Origin of the sequence: Paenibacillus sp. FSL H7-0350, assembly GCF_038593195.1 — a bacterium.
Classification (GTDB): Bacteria; Bacillota; Bacilli; order Paenibacillales; family Paenibacillaceae; genus Paenibacillus_AQ.
In genome coordinates, this window is record NZ_CP151972.1 from 28,601 (window position 1) to 46,883 (window position 18,283).

At 50.8% G+C, this 18,283-nt stretch carries 16 protein-coding genes; 14 read left to right on the plus strand and 2 right to left on the minus strand.

What is annotated here, in order from left to right; genetic code table 11:
* The first annotated feature begins 11 nt into the window (after positions 1-11).
* The 10 genes from NYE24_RS00170 to NYE24_RS00215 all read left to right on the plus strand — a co-directional run bounded on the left by NYE24_RS00170 (position 12) and on the right by NYE24_RS00215 (position 10,989).
* On the plus strand, positions 12-584 hold the full coding sequence (locus NYE24_RS00170) for a histidine phosphatase family protein (protein ID WP_342477740.1): 573 nt from the start codon (positions 12-14) through the stop codon (positions 582-584).
* Positions 585-618: 34 nt separating this feature from the next.
* Positions 619-1,062 carry a GNAT family N-acetyltransferase gene (locus tag NYE24_RS00175; RefSeq protein ID WP_342477741.1) on the plus strand — a complete coding sequence of 148 codons (444 nt, stop codon included), beginning with the start codon at positions 619-621 and terminating at the stop codon, positions 1,060-1,062.
* A 68-nt stretch (positions 1,063-1,130) separates the two neighbouring features.
* The gene (locus NYE24_RS00180) at positions 1,131-1,976 is read left to right on the plus strand and encodes an alpha/beta hydrolase (protein ID WP_342477742.1); all 846 of its coding nucleotides are present in this window, start codon (positions 1,131-1,133) and stop codon (positions 1,974-1,976) included.
* Between the two features lie 192 nt (positions 1,977-2,168).
* Positions 2,169-3,818 carry a response regulator transcription factor gene (locus NYE24_RS00185; protein ID WP_342477743.1) on the plus strand — a complete coding sequence of 550 codons (1,650 nt, stop codon included), beginning with the start codon at positions 2,169-2,171 and terminating at the stop codon, positions 3,816-3,818.
* A gap of 5 nt (positions 3,819-3,823) precedes the next feature.
* The gene (locus tag NYE24_RS00190) at positions 3,824-5,599 is read left to right on the plus strand and encodes a sensor histidine kinase (RefSeq protein WP_036695088.1); all 1,776 of its coding nucleotides are present in this window, start codon (positions 3,824-3,826) and stop codon (positions 5,597-5,599) included.
* Between the two features lie 195 nt (positions 5,600-5,794).
* Entirely contained in the window at positions 5,795-7,123 is a 1,329-nt protein-coding gene (locus NYE24_RS00195; RefSeq protein ID WP_342477744.1) for an extracellular solute-binding protein, read from the plus strand.
* A gap of 205 nt (positions 7,124-7,328) precedes the next feature.
* The gene (locus NYE24_RS00200; RefSeq protein ID WP_036695086.1) at positions 7,329-8,225 is read left to right on the plus strand and encodes a sugar ABC transporter permease; all 897 of its coding nucleotides are present in this window, start codon (positions 7,329-7,331) and stop codon (positions 8,223-8,225) included.
* Positions 8,218-9,042: a carbohydrate ABC transporter permease gene (locus tag NYE24_RS00205; protein ID WP_076154612.1), complete on the plus strand. Its 825-nt coding sequence runs from the start codon at positions 8,218-8,220 to the stop codon at positions 9,040-9,042. The genes NYE24_RS00200 and NYE24_RS00205 overlap by 8 nt, the downstream gene beginning before the upstream one ends.
* A gap of 317 nt (positions 9,043-9,359) precedes the next feature.
* Positions 9,360-9,662, plus strand: coding sequence for a metalloregulator ArsR/SmtB family transcription factor (locus NYE24_RS00210; protein ID WP_036695142.1), 303 nt, complete (start codon positions 9,360-9,362; stop codon positions 9,660-9,662).
* A 142-nt stretch (positions 9,663-9,804) separates the two neighbouring features.
* Entirely contained in the window at positions 9,805-10,989 is a 1,185-nt protein-coding gene (locus tag NYE24_RS00215) for an MFS transporter (protein WP_342477745.1), read from the plus strand.
* Positions 10,990-11,166: 177 nt separating this feature from the next.
* Here NYE24_RS00215 and NYE24_RS00220 read toward each other — a convergent pair whose 3' ends face one another.
* Positions 11,167-12,072 (minus strand): helix-turn-helix domain-containing protein, encoded by a 906-nt coding sequence (locus NYE24_RS00220; protein ID WP_342477746.1) that lies wholly within the window; start codon positions 12,070-12,072, stop codon positions 11,167-11,169.
* 300 nt (positions 12,073-12,372) lie between these two features.
* Here NYE24_RS00220 and NYE24_RS00225 point away from each other — a divergent pair, with 300 nt between their 5' ends.
* The 3 genes from NYE24_RS00225 (at position 12,373) to NYE24_RS00235 (ending at position 14,872) form a co-directional block, all read left to right on the plus strand.
* Complete coding sequence (locus tag NYE24_RS00225; protein WP_342477747.1) at positions 12,373-13,203, plus strand: copper amine oxidase N-terminal domain-containing protein; 831 nt, start codon at positions 12,373-12,375, stop codon at positions 13,201-13,203.
* Positions 13,204-13,245: 42 nt separating this feature from the next.
* Positions 13,246-14,301 (plus strand): DUF1835 domain-containing protein, encoded by a 1,056-nt coding sequence (locus NYE24_RS00230; RefSeq protein WP_342479343.1) that lies wholly within the window; start codon positions 13,246-13,248, stop codon positions 14,299-14,301.
* A 79-nt stretch (positions 14,302-14,380) separates the two neighbouring features.
* On the plus strand, positions 14,381-14,872 hold the full coding sequence (locus NYE24_RS00235) for a DinB family protein (RefSeq protein WP_342477748.1): 492 nt from the start codon (positions 14,381-14,383) through the stop codon (positions 14,870-14,872).
* Between the two features lie 66 nt (positions 14,873-14,938).
* On the opposite strand, the gene NYE24_RS00240 is transcribed toward NYE24_RS00235, so the two are convergent.
* Complete coding sequence (locus tag NYE24_RS00240; protein WP_342477749.1) at positions 14,939-16,615, minus strand: ABC transporter substrate-binding protein; 1,677 nt, start codon at positions 16,613-16,615, stop codon at positions 14,939-14,941.
* Between the two features lie 123 nt (positions 16,616-16,738).
* Between NYE24_RS00240 and NYE24_RS00245 the strand changes: the two genes are divergently transcribed.
* Positions 16,739-18,277 (plus strand): DUF4173 domain-containing protein, encoded by a 1,539-nt coding sequence (locus NYE24_RS00245; protein WP_342477750.1) that lies wholly within the window; start codon positions 16,739-16,741, stop codon positions 18,275-18,277.
* Positions 18,278-18,283: the final 6 nt, after the last annotated feature.

The following is an 18,283-nucleotide window of genomic DNA, read 5'->3' on the forward strand; positions in this document are numbered from 1 at the left end:
GGATTAGGAGATTGAAGCTGGGATTGATTAGACATTTCAAAGTAGACCTGAAACCGCAGCGGACTTGGCTGACAGGGGAAGAATTCAACCAGTGGCTCCAAGAGTATGAATTAGCACCTATTCAGGCTCCTGAGCATGAGCTTGGCGGGCAGCGCTGGACCCTCTGTCTGTGTAGTGATCAGGCGAGGGCGGTTCATACGGCAATTTATTTTGAAGCTCAGAGGTTTGTCTATACAGAGCTGTTAAGGGAGATAAGCGTGACGGCACTGCGGCTCGGGAGAATTAGGCTTAGCAAACTACGTCTGCCTGTATCTTTTTGGCTTATACTTGGACGTTTGTTCTGGTCGGTAGGTCATTCTTCTCAACCTGAGAGCCAAGCCGCTGTTCTGCGGCGAGCGGATAGAGTAATTGATTCTCTGCTTGTTGATAATGAGGCGGCTGCGCAAGAAGGCTGTGTCCTAATTGTCAGTCATGGTGCGTTCATGAAGGTTCTAGACCGCAGGCTCCGGCGCAGGGGCTACGAGGCTGACCGGATGCTTTATCCGCGTAATGGTCAATTATTTATGTATGAAATGAAGGAATAGTTCCACAACAATATGAGAGCGGAGGCAACCTGCCATGGTAACTATCGAACAAATCGAAATCGCATCACTGGAAGCTTTAAACACACTCTACAATGAATTAATGGGCGGACGGGCGGACCCGGTGAAGCTGGAGAATGCCTTTCGGACAATCCGGGAGGATGAGCGGTATGTGCTGCTGGGTGCTTTTGTGGACGGGGAGTTGCTAGGCTCTTTGATGGGAATCGTCTGTCAAGACTTGGTGGGGGATTGCCGCCCGTTCATGGTCATTGAGAATGTAGTCGTATCTTCGCGCGCACGGCGGCAGGGGCTTGGCAAGAAGCTGATGACTGCGATCGAAGATATTGCGCATGAACGGGACTGCTACTATATCATTTTCGTGTCGGGAGAGAAGCGGAAGGAAGCGCATATTTTCTATGAGGCGATGGGGTATAGAGAGGAGAAGGTCGAGGGGTACCGCAAGCATCTCAGCTCGCATTAGGGTGGGGGAAACATATGATTCAAGGGAAACTTACAAGTGTAGGAAATCATAAGTTGTATCACAGTAATATGGGTGAAGACAAAGGCTTGCCTCCAGTAGTGTTGGAGCATGGCTGTGGTTCTTCCGCGTTGTTCTGGTCGCTTGTTGCTCCTGAGGTTGCTAAGGTCACCCGAGTTATCGTATATGATCGTGCGGGCTATGGCTGGAGTGAGTCAGGACCGTTCCCGCGTACCAATGAGCAGTGCGTAACTGAGCTGTATGAGCTGTTGCAGCATTCTGGGATGGAAGGTCCGTATCTATTGGTCGGTCATTCCTATGGCGGATTAAATGTAAGGCTGTTTGCCGGGAGATATCCGGGGCTAGTGGCGGGAGTGGTGCTAGTAGATTCGATGCATGAGGATGAAGTTACAGCGCGGTTTCCGGAAGAGCATGTGAAGGGGCAGCTTATGGCGGTGAGGTTCTATCGGGCTATGAATTTGCTGTCCAGAACTGGATTGTTAAAGGTCTTGTCCGCATTGAGAAGATTCCCCGGATTCTCTGCTGCCATTAAGCCTTTTTCGAAGCAGACGCAAGCGCTGTTATGGAGATTATCCTTTCAAAAAAAGTCTATCGCGGCTATGTACAGCGAGTTCGCTAACGTTCAGCCCGGATATGAGCAGGTTAGGGAACTGAAGCAAACCGATATTCCATTGACCGTTATCAAATCAGAAATAGTCAATGACTTCTATCCGGGGACTTCGGAAGATACGCAGCGGATCATAAGAGAGAAGCTGCAGGAAGTGGCAAATGAGCTGAAGCATACCTCCACTAACGGCCAACTGATTGAAGCACAGGGCAGCGGGCATAATATACATATTGAGAAACCACAGATTATTATCAATGCAATAGTGCAGATGCTGCGGCCCCCTCATTAATAGGCTATTTCCAAAGCTGGGACACACAGGTTCTAGCTTTTTTTGTTGTTACAATTCAATTCTCCACTAAGTGTCAGGTTTCATCACCGCTCCTCCCAGAATTTAAATTTGACCATCTCCATGATAGCGCTTTATAATCCGTTCATAGTGGCAAGGGCCAGAGGTTAAGAATAGAGAAGGCGGGGGAGAATCATGAATCCAATATGCAAGGTGCTGATTGTGGACGATGAAATCCTGGTCCGGCAAGGGATTAAATATGTGCTGGATTGGGAACAGGAAGGATTTCAGATCGTGGGTGAAGCGGCCAACGGGCGGGAAGCGCTGAATTCGCTGCAGACCCTGCAGCCGCATATCATCATTACGGATATTGTCATGCCGGTGATGGATGGCGAGGAGTTAACCCGGCTGGTGAAGCGCGATTATCCGGCCACCGAGGTCATTGTGTTAAGCAGCTTCAGCGAGTTTCATTATGTGCGCTCGACGTTCCAGCATGGTGTGGCGGATTATATACTGAAGCCGAAGCTGGAAGCCGGGGCCTTATTGCAAGTGTTAAAAAAAACCAGGGACCGCATCCCGGGACTGAGTGCCGCCGGAGGACAAACGGAGGCAGAAGCATCGCCGCTGGATACTCTGCTTGGCCGGATGGTGTCAGGTTACCGGCTGCCGCCGGAGAGTGAAGCGTATGTGAAGCAGCAGCTTCCACATGACAGCTTCACGCTGCTAGGCTGGGAAACGGTGCAACCAGCACCGGGCGGCGAAGCCATTAACCGTAGCACCTTACACGCTACCAGCAGCACCAACGCCATTAACCTTAGCGGCGATTACGCTGCCACAAGTACCAACGCCCATGACTCCACCATCTTCAACTCTATCACCGGTGAACTCAACCAGCATGTTGCCGGACTGAAACAGTGCGTTATTCCATGCGCAGAGCCTTCGGGCACTACGTTCATGCTGATCAATCTGGAGGAAACCCATTGGCCGCAGCTGCTGGAGGCTGTACACCAGTTGGCCGATACACTGGCCGGGCAAGAAATGGAGCTGCGTCTGTCGCTGAGCCGGAGATTCAGTTCGCTCAGCGAGCTGGCGGCCATCCTGCAGGAGAGCAATTCGAGATTACAGCAGTGCCGGTTCTTCCGGCCGGAGCAGACCCTGCTAATCCAGCCGGAACGTCCAGATCAGGAGACTGCGCTGCCCAAGTTCAATCTCACCTCCTTCACAGAGCAGCTGAAGCGGCAGCAGCTGGCGGAAGCTTTCGGTGACCTGCATCAGCATGCAGATGCACTCAGCCGCCAGAATGACGGGGATGTGTATCAGTTCAAGTCCTTCCTGGGCAATATGATCTTCAATATTACGAACCAGTTCAGCCACCTGCGGGAGCTGGAGGAGGGGAAATACAGCCTGTTCCGGGCCATAGATGAAGCGGGTACTGCCGAGCAGGCCATGCAGATACTGGATGATTACCTGAGCCGGATCATAGAGCTGACTTCATCTGCAGCACCAGCACCGGGCAGCAATGCCAATATGACGAAGCTGCTTCAGTACATAGAGGAGCACTATGCTGAGCCGTTAACCCTTACGGAGCTGGCCCGTCATTTTCATTTCAACTCTTCCTATCTGTCGAGCCTGTTCACGACCTACAATCACGAGGGCTTCAAGGAGCATCTCAATACGGTCCGCACGGGCAAGGCGGCAGAGCTGCTGCGGGCCGGAGAGGCCCCTATAGCAGAGATTAGCAGCATGGTCGGATATGGAGACCACAGCTATTTTTGCAAAGTGTTCAAGAAATACAACGGTTTGTCCCCGAGCAGCTACCGGCGTCAGCATTACGGGCAGGAGTAGAGCGTATGCGCAGATACTGGGAGCGGTTCAAATTTCACAGCCTGTTCATCAAAATCTTCATCGTCATGCTGATCAGCATCATCGCTGTAGCCATCGCTTCCTCCTGGACGACCGTCCGCATGTCGGAGAAGTTGTTCATGAATACCTTTAGCATTACGAATTCCAAGGTGATCAGCCAGATTAAGGCAAGCTTTGAAGCTTTTCATTATTCGATCGTTACGGCTACCAATAATGCCCAGCTAAGCGGCACGATCCGCTCCTTCCTGTCTGAGGAGGACTCGGACTCTCTGCGGATGCTGCGGACCTATTACAATATGACCACGCAGATGAAGAAGATTCAGTCCACTCTCGATGCCTACCAGGTCGGGATCAAAATCATGGGCAAAAACGGCCGCAGCTACTCCACCAATACGAATAATCTGCTAATGAGTGACCGGGAGCTGCAGCAGCACGAGCTGACACGGAATACTTTGGCTGAGCCGAAACGGCTGATGTACCAGTTCTATGAGGAGACGGTGCAGGATTCGCCGAAGAAGGAAGCGGTGATCGTAGGCAGCAAAGCGCTGATGGACCGGACGACCGGCGATATTTACGGGACGCTGTATTTTACCATTCATGAACGGGATTTCCGCTCCTTCTACGGGAGCTTTGCCAGTACCGGGAACGATGTATTGATCCTCAATAAGCAGGGTATGATAGTGTCAAGCAACCGTAGTGATCTGATGGGTCAGCAGGCGGGGGATCTATTACAGGTGGCCAGCGAGATTGAGGAGCAGCAGCTTGCTTACCAGAACATTGATTTCCAGGGCACCGATACAATCCTGATTGCGGATTATCTGCCGTCTTATGATTTCTATATTGTGAATCTGATCGATAAGCAGACGGCCCTCGGCCAGATGGTCAACGGTAAAATGGTGGTGCTGTTCTGCTCAGCTATCGTGGCCGTGGCCCTGATCGTGGTGTTCTTGATCTTCAGAAGGCTGACCCGGTCGCTCACGCTGCTTACCCGGCAAATGTCCAAAATCACCGAGCGTAACTTCCACAATTACATTACGGTTACAGGGAGCTTTGAATTTCAGGAGCTGGGGCATGCCTATAACTATATGCTGGACGAGCTGAATGAATATGTCGAGAAGCTGGTGGATACGCAGAAGGAGCAGCGGAATGCCGAGATTGCGGCCTTGCAGCATCAGATTAACCCGCATTTTCTGTACAATACACTGGCTTCGGTCAACTTCCTGGTGCAGCAGGGCAGTCAAGAGAAGGCGGTGCATACAATTCATGCCCTGATCTCGATGCTGCAGAATGCGCTGAGCAATGTCAGCGAGAGCATCACAGTGACACAGGAGCTGGAGAATCTGAAATCCTATGTGTTCATCAACCATGTGCGGTACGGCGAACGGATCAGGGTGAATTTCTTCGTCTCCCCGGATTGTATGGACTGTCATCTGCCGAAGCTGATTATTCAGCCGTTTATTGAGAATGCCTTCTTCCATGCGTTTACGCGCAAAAACGGCGGATATATCCATATCCTTATCTCCCAGGATGCCGGATCTCTGCTCTGTGAGGTGGTGGATAACGGGGACGGAATGGATATGGGAGCGGCTGATCTGCCTATGTCCGGCCTGGCGGGGAAGCGCCAGCTGTTCACCGGAATCGGTATTAGGAATGTGCATGACCGGCTGGTGCTGATGTACGGCGAAGAGTATGGAGTCACCATTAAGAGTGCGCCGGGGGAGGGAACTGCCATCCGAATCCGCCTGCCGCTGATGAAGAAGTGAGATTATTACCATTTTCTAAAAAAAGAACAAACAGCAATCAAGGTAACGCTTACAATTAGGCGATAAAATGACCAATCCCCATAAAGTAAGTTCTAACGGGTCCACCGGAGCGGATGATAAGATTACTTATGTAATAAATAAGCGCTTACATTCAAACGAGATATAGTAAAGCGCAATCAAAGGGGAGGCTTACCAATGAAAAAAGGCTTTGCGTTAGTCCTGATTTGCCTGCTACTGCTTACGGCCTGCAGTTCGAACTCCGGGTCCAAGAATTCCGGCAATACGGCTGCGGACACAGGAAAGACAGAGAATACAGCAGCTACAGAGCCTGCACAGGCGAAGGAAATTACAATTTGGGCTTGGGACCCTGCATTCAACATCGCCGCACTGGAAGTGGCCAAAGCAGAATATGCCAAGACAAACCCTGATGTAAAAATTAACATTGTGGAATATGCACAGGCGGATATCATCCAGAAGCTTAACACTGGGCTGAATTCCGGAACCACCAAGGGTCTGCCGAACATCGTGCTGATTGAGGATTACCGTTCCCAGAGCTTCCTGCAATCGTACAAGGATTCCTTCTACGATCTGAGCAGCTCAATCAAGGGCACCGACTTTGCGGATTACAAAAGCGGACCGACCAGCCTGGACGGCAAGCAGTATGGAGTTCCTTTTGACTCCGGCGTTACCGGCCTCTATCTCAGAACCGACTATCTGGAGCAGGCAGGCTACAAGCTGGCCGATCTGCAGGATATCGACTGGAAGCAATATATTGAAATCGGCAAAGCTGTGAAAGAGAAAACCGGCAAGGCGTTGATTACGCTGGACCCGAACGACCTCGGACTGATCCGGGTGATGATTCAATCCGCAGGCGAGTGGTACCTGAAGGAAGACGGCAAGACGCCGAATATCGCGGGAAATGCACCGCTTAAGGAAGCTTTTGAAACCTATAAGGAGTTGATGGAATCGAACGTAGCCAAGGTGCATGCAGACTGGAGCCAGTTCGTAGCCGCCCTGAACAGTGGCGATGTAGCATCCGTGCCGACAGGCAACTGGATCACCCCATCGATTACGGCTGAAGCGTCACAATCCGGCAAGTGGGGCATCGCACCGCTTCCGAAGCTTACTGTGAACAAATCTGTTCATGCCTCGAACCTGGGCGGAAGCTCCTGGTATGTCATGAACGTGGATGGTAAGGAGACGGCAGCAGACTTCATGGCGAAGACCTTCGGCTCGAATGTTGAAATGTACCAGAAGCTGCTCACGGACATCGGTGTCATTGGCACCTTCAAAGCGGCTGCGGGCGGAGAGGCTTACAGCCAGGCCAATGAATTCTTCAGCGGCCAGAAGATTGTATCGGATTTCGCCGCCTGGACGGAGCAGATCCCAAGCGTCAATTACGGAATCAACACGTATGCGATTGAAGACATTCTGATTGTAGAGATGCAGAATTATCTGAACGGCAAGGATATTGACAGCGTGCTGAGCGATGCCCAGGCCCAGGCCGAGTCACAGATTAAATAGTTAACTCTCATCAGTGACCTTGGGCGTGGCCTGCAGCTTCCGGGAGTTCAGGAGGCGGGCGGCGTCCGGGGTTTATTTTAAAATATAAGAATTTATATGTTTCACATGATAAATTATCCTTCTATTTCTCGCTGAAACGGTACCGTCCTCTAAAAGGACGGCAACGCCGTTTCCACTTGTATGATAAGGAAAGGACTGGGCAGCTGTGCATCAAACAAATTCCAAACTAAGATTCCGCACCAAAAGCGTGTTGACCGGATGGTCCTTCGTCCTGCTTGCGGTCATTCTGATCTTCGTCTTCTATTTCTACCCGATGCTTCAGGCACTTATTCTGTCGTTCCAGACGGGAACGGGCAGCAATCTTACGTTTACCGGCTTCGATAACTATTCACGGCTTCTGTCTGACAAGACATTTATTGTATCGGTTAAGAACACCTTCATCTATCTGCTGGTTCAAGTGCCGCTGATGATCATCCTTGCGCTGTTTATCTCGGTGCTGCTGAATGACAGCAAGCTGAGATTCAAGGGGTTTTTCCGGACGGCGATCTTCCTGCCCTGTGTCACTTCACTGGTTGCGTATTCTGTAGTATTCAAGTATTTGTTCTCCGGCAATGGCCTGGTGAATACGATGCTGCTGAAGCTCCATCTGGTCAGTGCCCCGATTGAATGGATCACCGATCCGTTCTGGGCCAAAATCACCATTATCATAGCGATCACTTGGCGCTGGACGGGTTACAATATGATTTTTTACCTGTCGGCCCTGCAAAATATCGATCACTCCATCTACGAGGCCGCCAAAATTGACGGAGCATCGTCTACCCGCCAGTTCTTCGGAATTACGGTCCCGCTGCTGAAGCCGATCATCCTGTTCACCTCCATTACCTCAACCATCGGGACGCTGCAATTGTTCGACGAGGTTATGAATATTACGAAGGGCGGCCCGGGCAACGCGACCCAGACGATCTCCCAGTACATCTACAATTTGTCGTTCAAATATGCAGCAGACTTCGGCTATGCAGCCACCGTATCGTATTCGATCGTCATTATGATCGCGCTGCTGTCGGTCATCCAGTTCAAAGTGGCAGGTGAAAAAAATGGCTAAAAGTAAACGTTTCTTCATGTATCTGTTCCTGAGCATCGCGGCCATTGTCTCCATCTTTCCATTCCTGTGGATGGTTGTCAGCTCGACGAACCAGTCGGTGGATGTCACCCGCGGGCGGCTGCTGCCGGGTACCCATCTAATGGAGAATCTGCGCAAGCTGCTGGACACCACGGACCTGCAGGTATCCCTGATGAATTCAGCGAAAATCTCCATAACCACCACGCTGCTGGCGCTGCTGATTGCTTCGCTGGCCGGCTACGGCTTCGAGGTCTTCCGCAGCCGCTCGAAGGATATCGTATTCAACATTCTGCTGCTGTCGATGATGATTCCGTTCGCCGCGCTGATGATCCCGCTGTACCGGATGTTCGGCCAGATATCGAACGTCTTCCCATGGATGGGCATTGATACGATGACCTCGGTCATTCTGCCTACCGTGACTACCGCATTCCTGATCTTCTTTTTCCGCCAGAGCACAAAGATGTTCCCGAAGGAGCTGCTGGAGGCCGGCCGGATGGATGGGCTTAGCGAGCTGGGCATCTTCCTGCGCATCTACCTGCCGACTATGAAGACGACTTACGCCGCTGGGGCGATCATTACGTTCATGTCGAGCTGGAATAACTATCTCTGGCCGCTGATCGTATTGCAGACGCCGCAGACCAAGACCATGCCGCTGCTCATCTCCACTCTCGGCTCGGGCTACGCCCCGGACTATGGAATGATCATGATCGCGATTGTAATCGGCACGATTCCTACTGCACTGGTATTCTTCGTGATGCAGAAGCAGTTTGTGGCTGGGATGATCGGGTCGGTGAAGTGAACTGGAGTTACTCTCTATATTGGGAATAGCCGTGGCTCCGGGGATCGTTTGGACTTTCGGCCGCTGTTGTCTCCAGATTTCTTGATTCAAGCCGCTTCCAGCGGTTGAAATCCGGAGACAAAGGCGGACGCTATCGCTCCTACAGTTCCAAACATCCCCTCCGCCACCCCTCCCAAATAGGGGGAAGCTCAAGTTCACTTACTGTGGGGGGAGGCAGGTGGGAAAGCCCTCTAATTTTATAGATGCGAGATAAATATAAGGAAAACCAATATGCCTTCCGTATTGACATATCGCAAATCATCGATATAATAAAAATTATGAATCCAATTGATGTATTTAAAGCTTTATCGAATGAATCCAGGTTACAGATCTTACAATGGCTCAAAGAGCCATACGTTCATTTTAAACCCCACGAAGGAGTGGATATGGAGGAAATTGGGGTTTGTGTAAGTCAAATAACCGACAAGCTGAACATGACTCAGTCAACGGCCTCTCAATATCTTACGATCTTGCAGCGGGCAGGGCTGATCACCACAAAGCGTATAGGCAAATTTACGTATTATCAGAGAGACGAAGAAGCCATACGGCAGTTAGCTCAGTATACGATGACTGACATGTAAGAGAGATGATACTGAGTTCTGTACACAGAATTCAGCTTTTTCTCAGCACTATGATTCGACATTTCGCGATATCTCTTTTTAAATATCATATCGACAAATCACGAATTGTACATTTTAATATTCAAAGGAGTTGTATCATTCTATGTCTGTAAGCTGGAAAGTGTATATTTTAGCCATTGTTAGTTTTTTGGTAGGGACGTCCGAGTATATTCTGTCTGGCATTCTAGATAAGGTGTCCATTTCACTTGGTGTTTCAGTTGCTGCAGCCGGGCAATTAATTACGATTTTTTCGCTAGTCTACGCTATATTCACTCCAATTCTTATGGCTGTAACCGCAGGTATAGATAGACGGAAATTAATCATGATGGGTCTAGGTTTGTTTGTGGTATCTAACATTCTCGCCGTTCTTTTGCCCGGGTATGGATTGTTTGTAGTTGCCCGCATCATTATGGCCATAGGCGCAGGGGTAGTGGTTGTTACCGCCTTAAACATTGCCGCGAAAATTGCCCCAGAGGGTAAACAAGCAAGCGCTATTGCAACGGTCGTAATGGGCTTTACTGCATCATTAATCATTGGCGTACCTCTTGGGCGCATTGCAGCGGATACGCTTGGCTGGAAATCTGTGTTCGGGGGAATCGCCCTTTTAGGGATTATCGCAATGATTATACTTTCTTTCGCCATTCCGCGTGTGAAGGGAGATGAACCTATTCCATTACGGCAACAATTACGTTTGCTTCAAAAGCCAAAGGTCGCCTTGGGACTCTCGATTACCTTCTTTTGGCTTGGTGGATATTCGGTAGCATATACGTATCTTTCACCGTATCTGCTTGAAGTATCGGGCATAAGTGATAAATATCTCAGCGGTGCTTTGCTTATATTCGGAATAGCTAGTATGATAGGCTCCAAAATCGGTGGCTTCAGCACGGACCGGTGGGGGGTTAACCGAACCTTATTGAGCGGGTTGATACTCCATATTGTAATGCTGATCCTATTGTCTTTAGTAACGAATATACTCATTGGTGTAATGGTTGTGCTATTGTTGTGGTCCTTCTCCGCATGGTCCTCTGGTCCGACGCAGCAATATCATTTAACGACAATTGAACCCGAAGCCTCAGGTGTTATGCTTGGCCTTAATCAGTCTATGATGCAGCTTGCTATGGCAGCAGGTGCCGGTATAGGCGGAGTAGCTATTGAAGCAGTCTCGCTTGCATCTATTACATGGATTGGTGCTGTTGGGGTTGGAATTGCTATAATCGCTACGCTCATTTTATATAGAATGAATTCTAAATCAGAGATGAATGTTCAACATCTAGTTCAAAACCAGTGAATGTTGCTAACCTTGCACAAATACATCTGGTGACAAAAAAGCGGTGGCCGGTTTTTTCCGGGCACCGCTTTTTTCAAAATATAAGAATTTATATGTTTCACGCTATAAATTATCCTTCTATTTCTCGCCGAAACGGTACCGTCCTATAAAAGGACAGCAAAGCCGTTTCCACTTGTCCTATTCCCCGACTCTATACCATAGTTCACAATATTCATAGCCATCTGCGCTTGTACCATACATCTCGAAATTGCCGCCATCTAGAATCGTATAAGTTGAGGTTTGCAGCCATTCAGAGAAAATACGATTCTTCAAAGACCGCAAATCATAGTTGCCGCTGCCGTTCCCATCATGGAGTGTTGAGAAAACGACCCACGTAGCTTCGGGAACATCAACCACAGTGTATCCGTTCACTTGGCTGCCTGGCGCTTTGTAGCACCCGATTAGATAAGGGAAGGTCGAGTTGCTTGTGAATGTATAGGCATCGAATGCAAAGACCGCTCCAAGTTCCTTGCTGAAATTGCCTTCGTCTCTCCAAGTCCCGCTTACTGACTGGGATAAACGTTCCAATTCTCCATTCTTGCAGATATTTTGCCAAACCTCCGGGATCGTTACGCCCGCTTCATTCGTAATAGTGTCGTAGTGGTAGATATCTTCCAGCCCATACACTTGAAAAGCATCCCGTTTCTCCATCCGGTAATTCATTCCGGTCACTCCCTTTAAGATGATTTGAAAGGAGATGCGGGGATAGGCTCTTAACTCACTTCCGGCATTGCGCGCTAATGTAGGCGTCATTCCATGCAAATTGTGAAACGCCCGGGAGAAGGCTTCCGGTGATTCATATCTGTACTTCAAGGCTATCTCCATCACAGTGTTCTTTCTGTCCTTTAGATCAAATGCAGCCAGCGTCAGTCTTCTGCGCCTGATATATTCGGATAACGGGACTTCAAGTACAAATGAAAACATACGTTGAAACTGGTAAACCGAACATAAGGCAATTTTAGCGATTTGATCGTAATCAATATCTTGTTCTAAGTTATCTTCAATATAACCGATCGCCCGATTCATTCGCTCCAGCCACTCCACCGCAATTCCTCCTTTCGTAACAAGCATATCATCGGGTAGTAATCGTAGCCTGATTATCCGTGCAGCATATTGTCAGGTGGTCATCCTTTGCATTAACTTCTCTATTATTATAAATATATCAAGTTGGTATTCAAACTGCTTTTACGTGTTCAGGCAGAGAAAGGCATGTCACAAAAATGACACTGCATCCCTGGGCGGTTTGTTAGATTTTAGTAGAGAGGCGCAACTGAGGCGGGGATTTGGAGTAATAAGAAAGATAATAAAATTATATGAAATAGAGGAAAAGAGAGGATGTCTGGGATGAAGACAGGTAAAAAAGTGTTGACAGCCTTACTGGCTGCGGGATTGAGCTTCGCTATGTTGACGGGGGTGAATCCGGGGAAGGTAGAGGCGGCGGCTAAGAAATACCCTGCACTGCTGAAAATCAACGATTATTATGTGCTCTATACAGCACCGAAGGCGCCATATGTGGATGCCAACTACCGGACGATGATCCCGCTTCGCTCAATCAGCGAGCTGATGGGGGCGAAGGTTAGCTATGATGCCAAAGCTAGAACGGCTGCCATAGAAAAGGATAGTGTAACGGTTAAGTTCACAATTGGTTCTAAATCTGTTTCGGTTAACGGGGTTGCCGGGTCGATGGACACGGTTCCGGTGATGGAGCAGAATTCGATGTTCATTCCGGTCAGTGTGCTCGCAGGACGTCTGGGCATTGTGAGCAAATGGGATCAGGCGAATCAGCTCTACACGCTGACGGGTGAAACCTTGATGCAGACGGATATCATCAAGTATTCTATAGAGGACAATGAGAAGGGCCCCTTCACTTCCCCACCGGGGACGATTATTAGCGACGATGCGTTCCGGCCCATTTCTTACACCTTTGACCCTGTAAAAGGCAGCTTCACGGTAAAGTCGAAGAATATAACAGGTAAGGATGTTCCTGAAGGGGCGGCGGATGTAGCGGCATATATACTGTATGATGATCAATTGATTCAGTTGCCGGCGCAGAAGCGGGAAAGACCGGCTGTCCGTAAGGATGGAACAATTGAGGTTACCGTTAAAACCGAAACACCAAGTACTCCTGCTTATTTACTTGTAAAAGGGCGCCTGCTCGACCGCTCCGAGAATTAATTTCAATTTCGATTTTGAATCAGAGGTGAATCCGTGAAGGACATGCTGGCGATCAAAAAGGCTGTAAGTACGCTCAGGGATGAGGAAGTCAAGTCATACTTGACGCAGATTCTGGCGGGGATAGGTGAGTTGAAGGAGCAGTACGGACTGCTGGAGAGACCGCTGGAGGAGCATATGGCGGAGCCGGTTGCCGAATTGATTGAACAGTACTCATCATTGATGAGTCTTCCGGCACAGCGTGCCTTCTGGGACCCGGCTCCTGACAGCACCCATGTCCACATCCTCTGCGGCGACTCCTTCGGGGGCAGCATGAAGCAGGTGCTTAAAGAGTTTGGCTGGACGGATACCCATAAGCTGATTATTCTGCGGGAGAATTATGCTATAGGTCCGCTGGATCAGTTGGATACACCAGTGGGAAGGAAACTGCGCAGCGATTGGTTCCGCCAGCATATCCATGAATATTTTACGGTCTCTGATGAATGTGAAAGAGAGTATACTGAGCTGCTGGACAACCTGGAGCAGATTTCTGAGCAGGCCCAAATTGTAATCTGGACCGGGAGTAATGCATCCGAGCAGGCGGGGCTGCGTCTTGCGGTCCATCTGCTGGGGAACAGACAGACTGAGATTATAGTGCTTGATGCCGGGGCCATCTGTGAGAAGTTGTTCAACCGGCCACATGCTTTTATAAACTACTGTCATTCCGGTGAGATTCCGTCAGACAAGCTTAGGGAAGCGCTTCTGCGGATCGATGAGGGCAGCAGGCTGACTGCTACGGATATTGCGCGGTTATCTCAGGATTGGCTGACGATTTCCGGGCAATCCGGCGTACTGCGAATCTGGCGGGAGGATGCCTTGCTGGAAGTGCCTGCTGATTATTACGACAGCTATCTGCTGGATAAGCTGGACTCGCTGGAGCCGCCGCCAGGGAATGATGGATTCCTGAAATCAGCCCGGCTGGTCGGAGAGGCGATCGGATACTGTGAGCAGTATATCGGTGATGCTTATTTCGAGCACAGGGTGAGGGAGCTGATCTACAGCGGGGTGCTGGAGATCAAGGGTGTTCCCACCGCGATGAGATTCTATAGCATCCGGCGTTAGAAAGGGTAAGAAATAAAGGTATATAAGAAGCACTAGAGAATTTAACAAAAAGCAAAAGAAGCGGAGGGGAAGGCCAACCATGCAAACCTTATTTCGCTATAACTGGCAGGTCCGCGAGGAATGGTATCAATGGTGCGAGGAGCTGCCGGAAGAAGAACTGGTGAAGACACGGATTGGCGGAGTGGGCGGAATCCTGCAGACGCTAGTGCATATTGTGGATGTGGAATTAAGCTGGGTCCGGGATATGGAAGGTAAGCCGGATATCCGTTTAGACTTCACGGAGTACAACACTCTGCAGAAAATCAGAGAGGTAGACGCACGCTTCCGGCCGGAGGTGGAGTCCTTCGTAGTGGCCTGGAATGAGGAATTGGAACGGAGGATTCTAAGTGAGTATGGGCCGGATGGGCAGGTTACCCAGCATAGATGGGGCGAAGTCATGCGCCATGTTGCCGCGCATGAGATTCATCACATCGGCCAGCTCTCCATCTGGTCAAGGGAACTCGACCGTAAGCCAGCCTCCCCTAATCTGGTGCGCAGAGGTCTGGCTACGTATTTACCCGGCAGAGAATAAAGGGGGCTGCCGGTCTTGTTATAGTCTGGCGGTGTAGTCAGCCTCCCCCGACCTTCTACTCTATAGCTACAGCTCCGGCGGAAACCACAGATGGCGCAGATCGACCCAGCCCTGGCTGTTGAAGGTCACCCCGCGTACGGAGGGCAGATAGGCAGTCTCGGCAGGCCGTTCGTACAGAATATGCAGCTGGTGGTCACGGGTTAGAGTATCCTCAATCAACCGGAAGCCTTCCGCCCGGACGGCGGCGTCAGACTCCCGCGAGATCTGGCGCAGCCTGCCCTCAATGCCCGCACGGGTGCGCGGTTCGATGTGCTGCGAGAGGGTCAGATACAGATCGTACAGCCGGAGCTGCTCATCCTGGTCGCGGAGCAGCGAGAAGACGATCAGGTCGGACTTCAGGCGGATCGGGCCTTTGAATTCCTCCGGCGACACGGATAACACCTTGCAGGAAAATCCATGCTGCGTTAGTCTTGCGGCGATGTATTCGGCATCCCCGGCATACTGCGGGATCGTGGCAATCTGCAAGACTTCAGCCGGAGGCGCTGCGAAATGCCGGAAGGGCACTCTCGGAGTTTCCTGCAGACAGGATAGCAGCTCGGCACGGAGAAGGGGATCGCTTAGCGGTCCCTTTTTCTTCGTGTTGCAGGTTACGAATTTGCGGACATAGGACTCGGAATGGATTCTGCTTAGAGAGTCTGCGCCCGCTGTGGACGGATTAGGGATGACATGGAAGGCAGAGCCGGTCTCTGAGGGCTCCCGGTCAAGGCTCCACGGGACATAGATAATCTCTACACGGTCCAGATGGGCCCGCCCCTGGAAGTAATACGGGAACACTTCCAGCACACAGGTGTCTTCATTCATCTCCACGACCTTGAACGGACCGGTGCCCGCCGGTCTGCGTCCAAACAGATTCTCTCCGATGGACTCCAGATCGCGTGGCACAATCGCCGCCCGGCTGGTGCAGAGGAAGGGAAGGAAGAGCTCATTCGGGTTCTTCAGCAGAATGCGGACGGTAGAGGCATTCAAGGCTTGGACCTCCTGAATCTCCTTGACAATATAACTGTACAGCATGCGCTGCGAGGTGGACATCATCCGTTCGAACGAGTAGACAACATCCTCCGCGGTCAGTACCTTGCCATGATGGAACAAGACCTCCTTACGCAGATGAAAAGTCCAGGCCGTCCGGCTCCCGTCTGTCTCCCAGACATGGGCCAGACCGGGGATCACCTTGCCGCGTTCACCGCTGCGGCCGACCAGCCCGTCAAAAACATGGCTAGAGACAAACGACTCCGCCAGCAAATTCATATAGAGCGGATCGAAGGTATGGAGCTGCTGGGTGACCGGCAGCCGCAGCGTATCGATCCGCTTGTCGCTGTGCACCTCGGCATGATGCCCGAAGTAAGCGAGCAGCCATCCTTGCAGCGTGTCCTGCAGCGATGAAGTTCGGGCATGTCCGCGGATGCCCTCCAGCGCACTGCTGATATCCTTGCTGCTTATGGCCTGCTTCATGGATTCCAGGGCAATGTCCTCGGCTGCCGCTAGGAATACCAGCTTGGAGCGCCGTCCCCGTCCCCGGCTGGGGGTCCAGGTGATCCAGCCGAGATCGGCCATTTTGCGGATCACATGCAATGCATTGCGGTGGGTGCAGCCAAGGGTCAAGGCCAGCTCGTCCAGGGTGATGGAGATCTCAGCCGGACCTCCATGCTGCGAATGCAGCTTCAGGAATTGACTGTGCAGCTTCATCTGGGATATTCTCCTCCTGCCTCAACATTAAAATAGGAAATTAATAATATTATATTTCTCTTTTTCTTCTTATTTTATCAGCTAGAATCAGGATATGACAGTAAAAAGATGGGGGAATTTACCATGGATGAACAAATGGTATCCAAACCGGGGCTTGGGCGTGTAGCCTTATTAGCCGCATTTCTGCTTGCGATTGTGCATCAGTACCTGTTCTACGGCAAAATGCCGGGGATCTCTTACCCGATTTTTGTCACATTGTTCTACGCCTTTATGCTCTATTTCGCCAAGGAGCGGCTTCGCAAGCAGACCTGGTTCAGCTATGTTTGGATGGCTTCTATTTTTTTGTTGTCCCTGACCTATATGCTGTTCGGCAACTGGTTTTTCTTTGCGCTTAATATCGTTGTTATTCCCGTGCTGATTCTATTACATATGACGTATATGCTTAGTTACCGCAAGCCCGCTTGGAGCGGAATCGCACTGATCGGCGCGGCCCTGGAGCATCTGTTCCCGCAAAGTCTGCGCAACTGGGCGACGGGACTGAGACTGCTGCGCCGGGGCAAAGGCGGGATACCGAATGAACGCAAGCAGGTATTGATGCGGGTGCTGATTGGCCTGCTGATTTCCGTGCCGCTGTTGCTGATCGTGATCTCGCTGCTCTCTACGGCGGACGGAGTATTCAGTCAGCTGCTGGCAGCACTCCCAAGGATTTTTGACAATATTTCGCTGGGGGACTGGATCTTCCGGGGCTTGTGGGTTCTGCTGCTCGGGCTGGGCATGTTCGGCTTCGTCTGGGGGTTTGTACAGAGTAAATCCTATATCCGCACTCCACTGGCCAGTGAATTTGATTCGATGGGACAGAAGCTGGTAGCAGCTGAAGCAGGGGACGAGGGTATTGGTCTTGATGACCCCGTCATTATCACAACTGTACTGACTGCAATCAATGCAGTGTACATGCTGTTTGTGAGTGTCCAGTTCTCGTATCTGTTCGGCGCCTGGGACGGGATTCTGCCGGAGAACAGTACGTATGCGGACTATGCGCGGAGCGGTTTTCTGGAGCTGATTCTGGTCACATCCATTAACTTCGCGATCTTGCTGCTGTCCTTGCTGGCTGTGCGTAAAGCGGGCGGCATTCTGAAGCGGGTAATTCAGCTCCTGCTGTACATTCTGGTGTTATGCTCCATGGTCATGCTGTATTCTGCGTACTCGCGGCTGACTCTGTATGAAGAGGCTTACGGTTATACCTACATCCGGTTCCTGGTGCATGCCTTCATGATCTTCCTCGGATTGCTGCTGGTGCTGGCGGCCGTGCGGATTAGCCGGGAACCCTTCCCGCTTCTCAAATGTTACATCGTGCTCGGCCTGCTCTCCTACGTGCTGATGAACTATATAGGGATGGATCATATCATTGCGCAGCAGAATATCCAGCGTTATGAAGCAAGCGGCACACTGGATGCCGGTTATCTGGCCGGACTCTCCGCAGATGTGGTTCCAGAGCTGATCAGGTTCAACAAGCAGGAAAAGGGGATTCTGGACGAGGCGCTGCGCAGCAGATTGTCAGAACGTACTCAGCCTAAGCAGAGCTGGCCGTCGTTCAATCTGGCGAATCACCGGGAACGCAGAGCGCTGGAGGATTATTTTGCGGGAGAGATAATGCACAAATAGCTTCCG

Bases quoted from the DNA above. Each gene is read 5' to 3' on its own strand.
- NYE24_RS00215 (WP_342477745.1), top strand. From the start codon at position 9,805: ATGTCTGTAAGCTGGAAAGTGTATATTTTAGCCATTGTTAGTTTTTTG.
- NYE24_RS00240 (WP_342477749.1), bottom strand. From the start codon at position 16,615: ATGAAGCTGCACAGTCAATTCCTGAAGCTGCATTCGCAGCATGGAGGT.
- NYE24_RS00185 (WP_342477743.1), top strand. From the start codon at position 2,169: ATGAATCCAATATGCAAGGTGCTGATTGTGGACGATGAAATCCTGGTC.
- NYE24_RS00195 (WP_342477744.1), top strand. From the start codon at position 5,795: ATGAAAAAAGGCTTTGCGTTAGTCCTGATTTGCCTGCTACTGCTTACG.
- NYE24_RS00230 (WP_342479343.1), top strand. From the start codon at position 13,246: ATGCTGGCGATCAAAAAGGCTGTAAGTACGCTCAGGGATGAGGAAGTC.
- NYE24_RS00190 (WP_036695088.1), top strand. From the start codon at position 3,824: ATGCGCAGATACTGGGAGCGGTTCAAATTTCACAGCCTGTTCATCAAA.
- NYE24_RS00245 (WP_342477750.1), top strand. From the start codon at position 16,739: ATGGATGAACAAATGGTATCCAAACCGGGGCTTGGGCGTGTAGCCTTA.
- NYE24_RS00210 (WP_036695142.1), top strand. From the start codon at position 9,360: ATGAATCCAATTGATGTATTTAAAGCTTTATCGAATGAATCCAGGTTA.
- NYE24_RS00205 (WP_076154612.1), top strand. From the start codon at position 8,218: ATGGCTAAAAGTAAACGTTTCTTCATGTATCTGTTCCTGAGCATCGCG.
- NYE24_RS00175 (WP_342477741.1), top strand. From the start codon at position 619: ATGGTAACTATCGAACAAATCGAAATCGCATCACTGGAAGCTTTAAAC.
- NYE24_RS00225 (WP_342477747.1), top strand. From the start codon at position 12,373: ATGAAGACAGGTAAAAAAGTGTTGACAGCCTTACTGGCTGCGGGATTG.
- NYE24_RS00235 (WP_342477748.1), top strand. From the start codon at position 14,381: ATGCAAACCTTATTTCGCTATAACTGGCAGGTCCGCGAGGAATGGTAT.
- NYE24_RS00180 (WP_342477742.1), top strand. From the start codon at position 1,131: ATGGGTGAAGACAAAGGCTTGCCTCCAGTAGTGTTGGAGCATGGCTGT.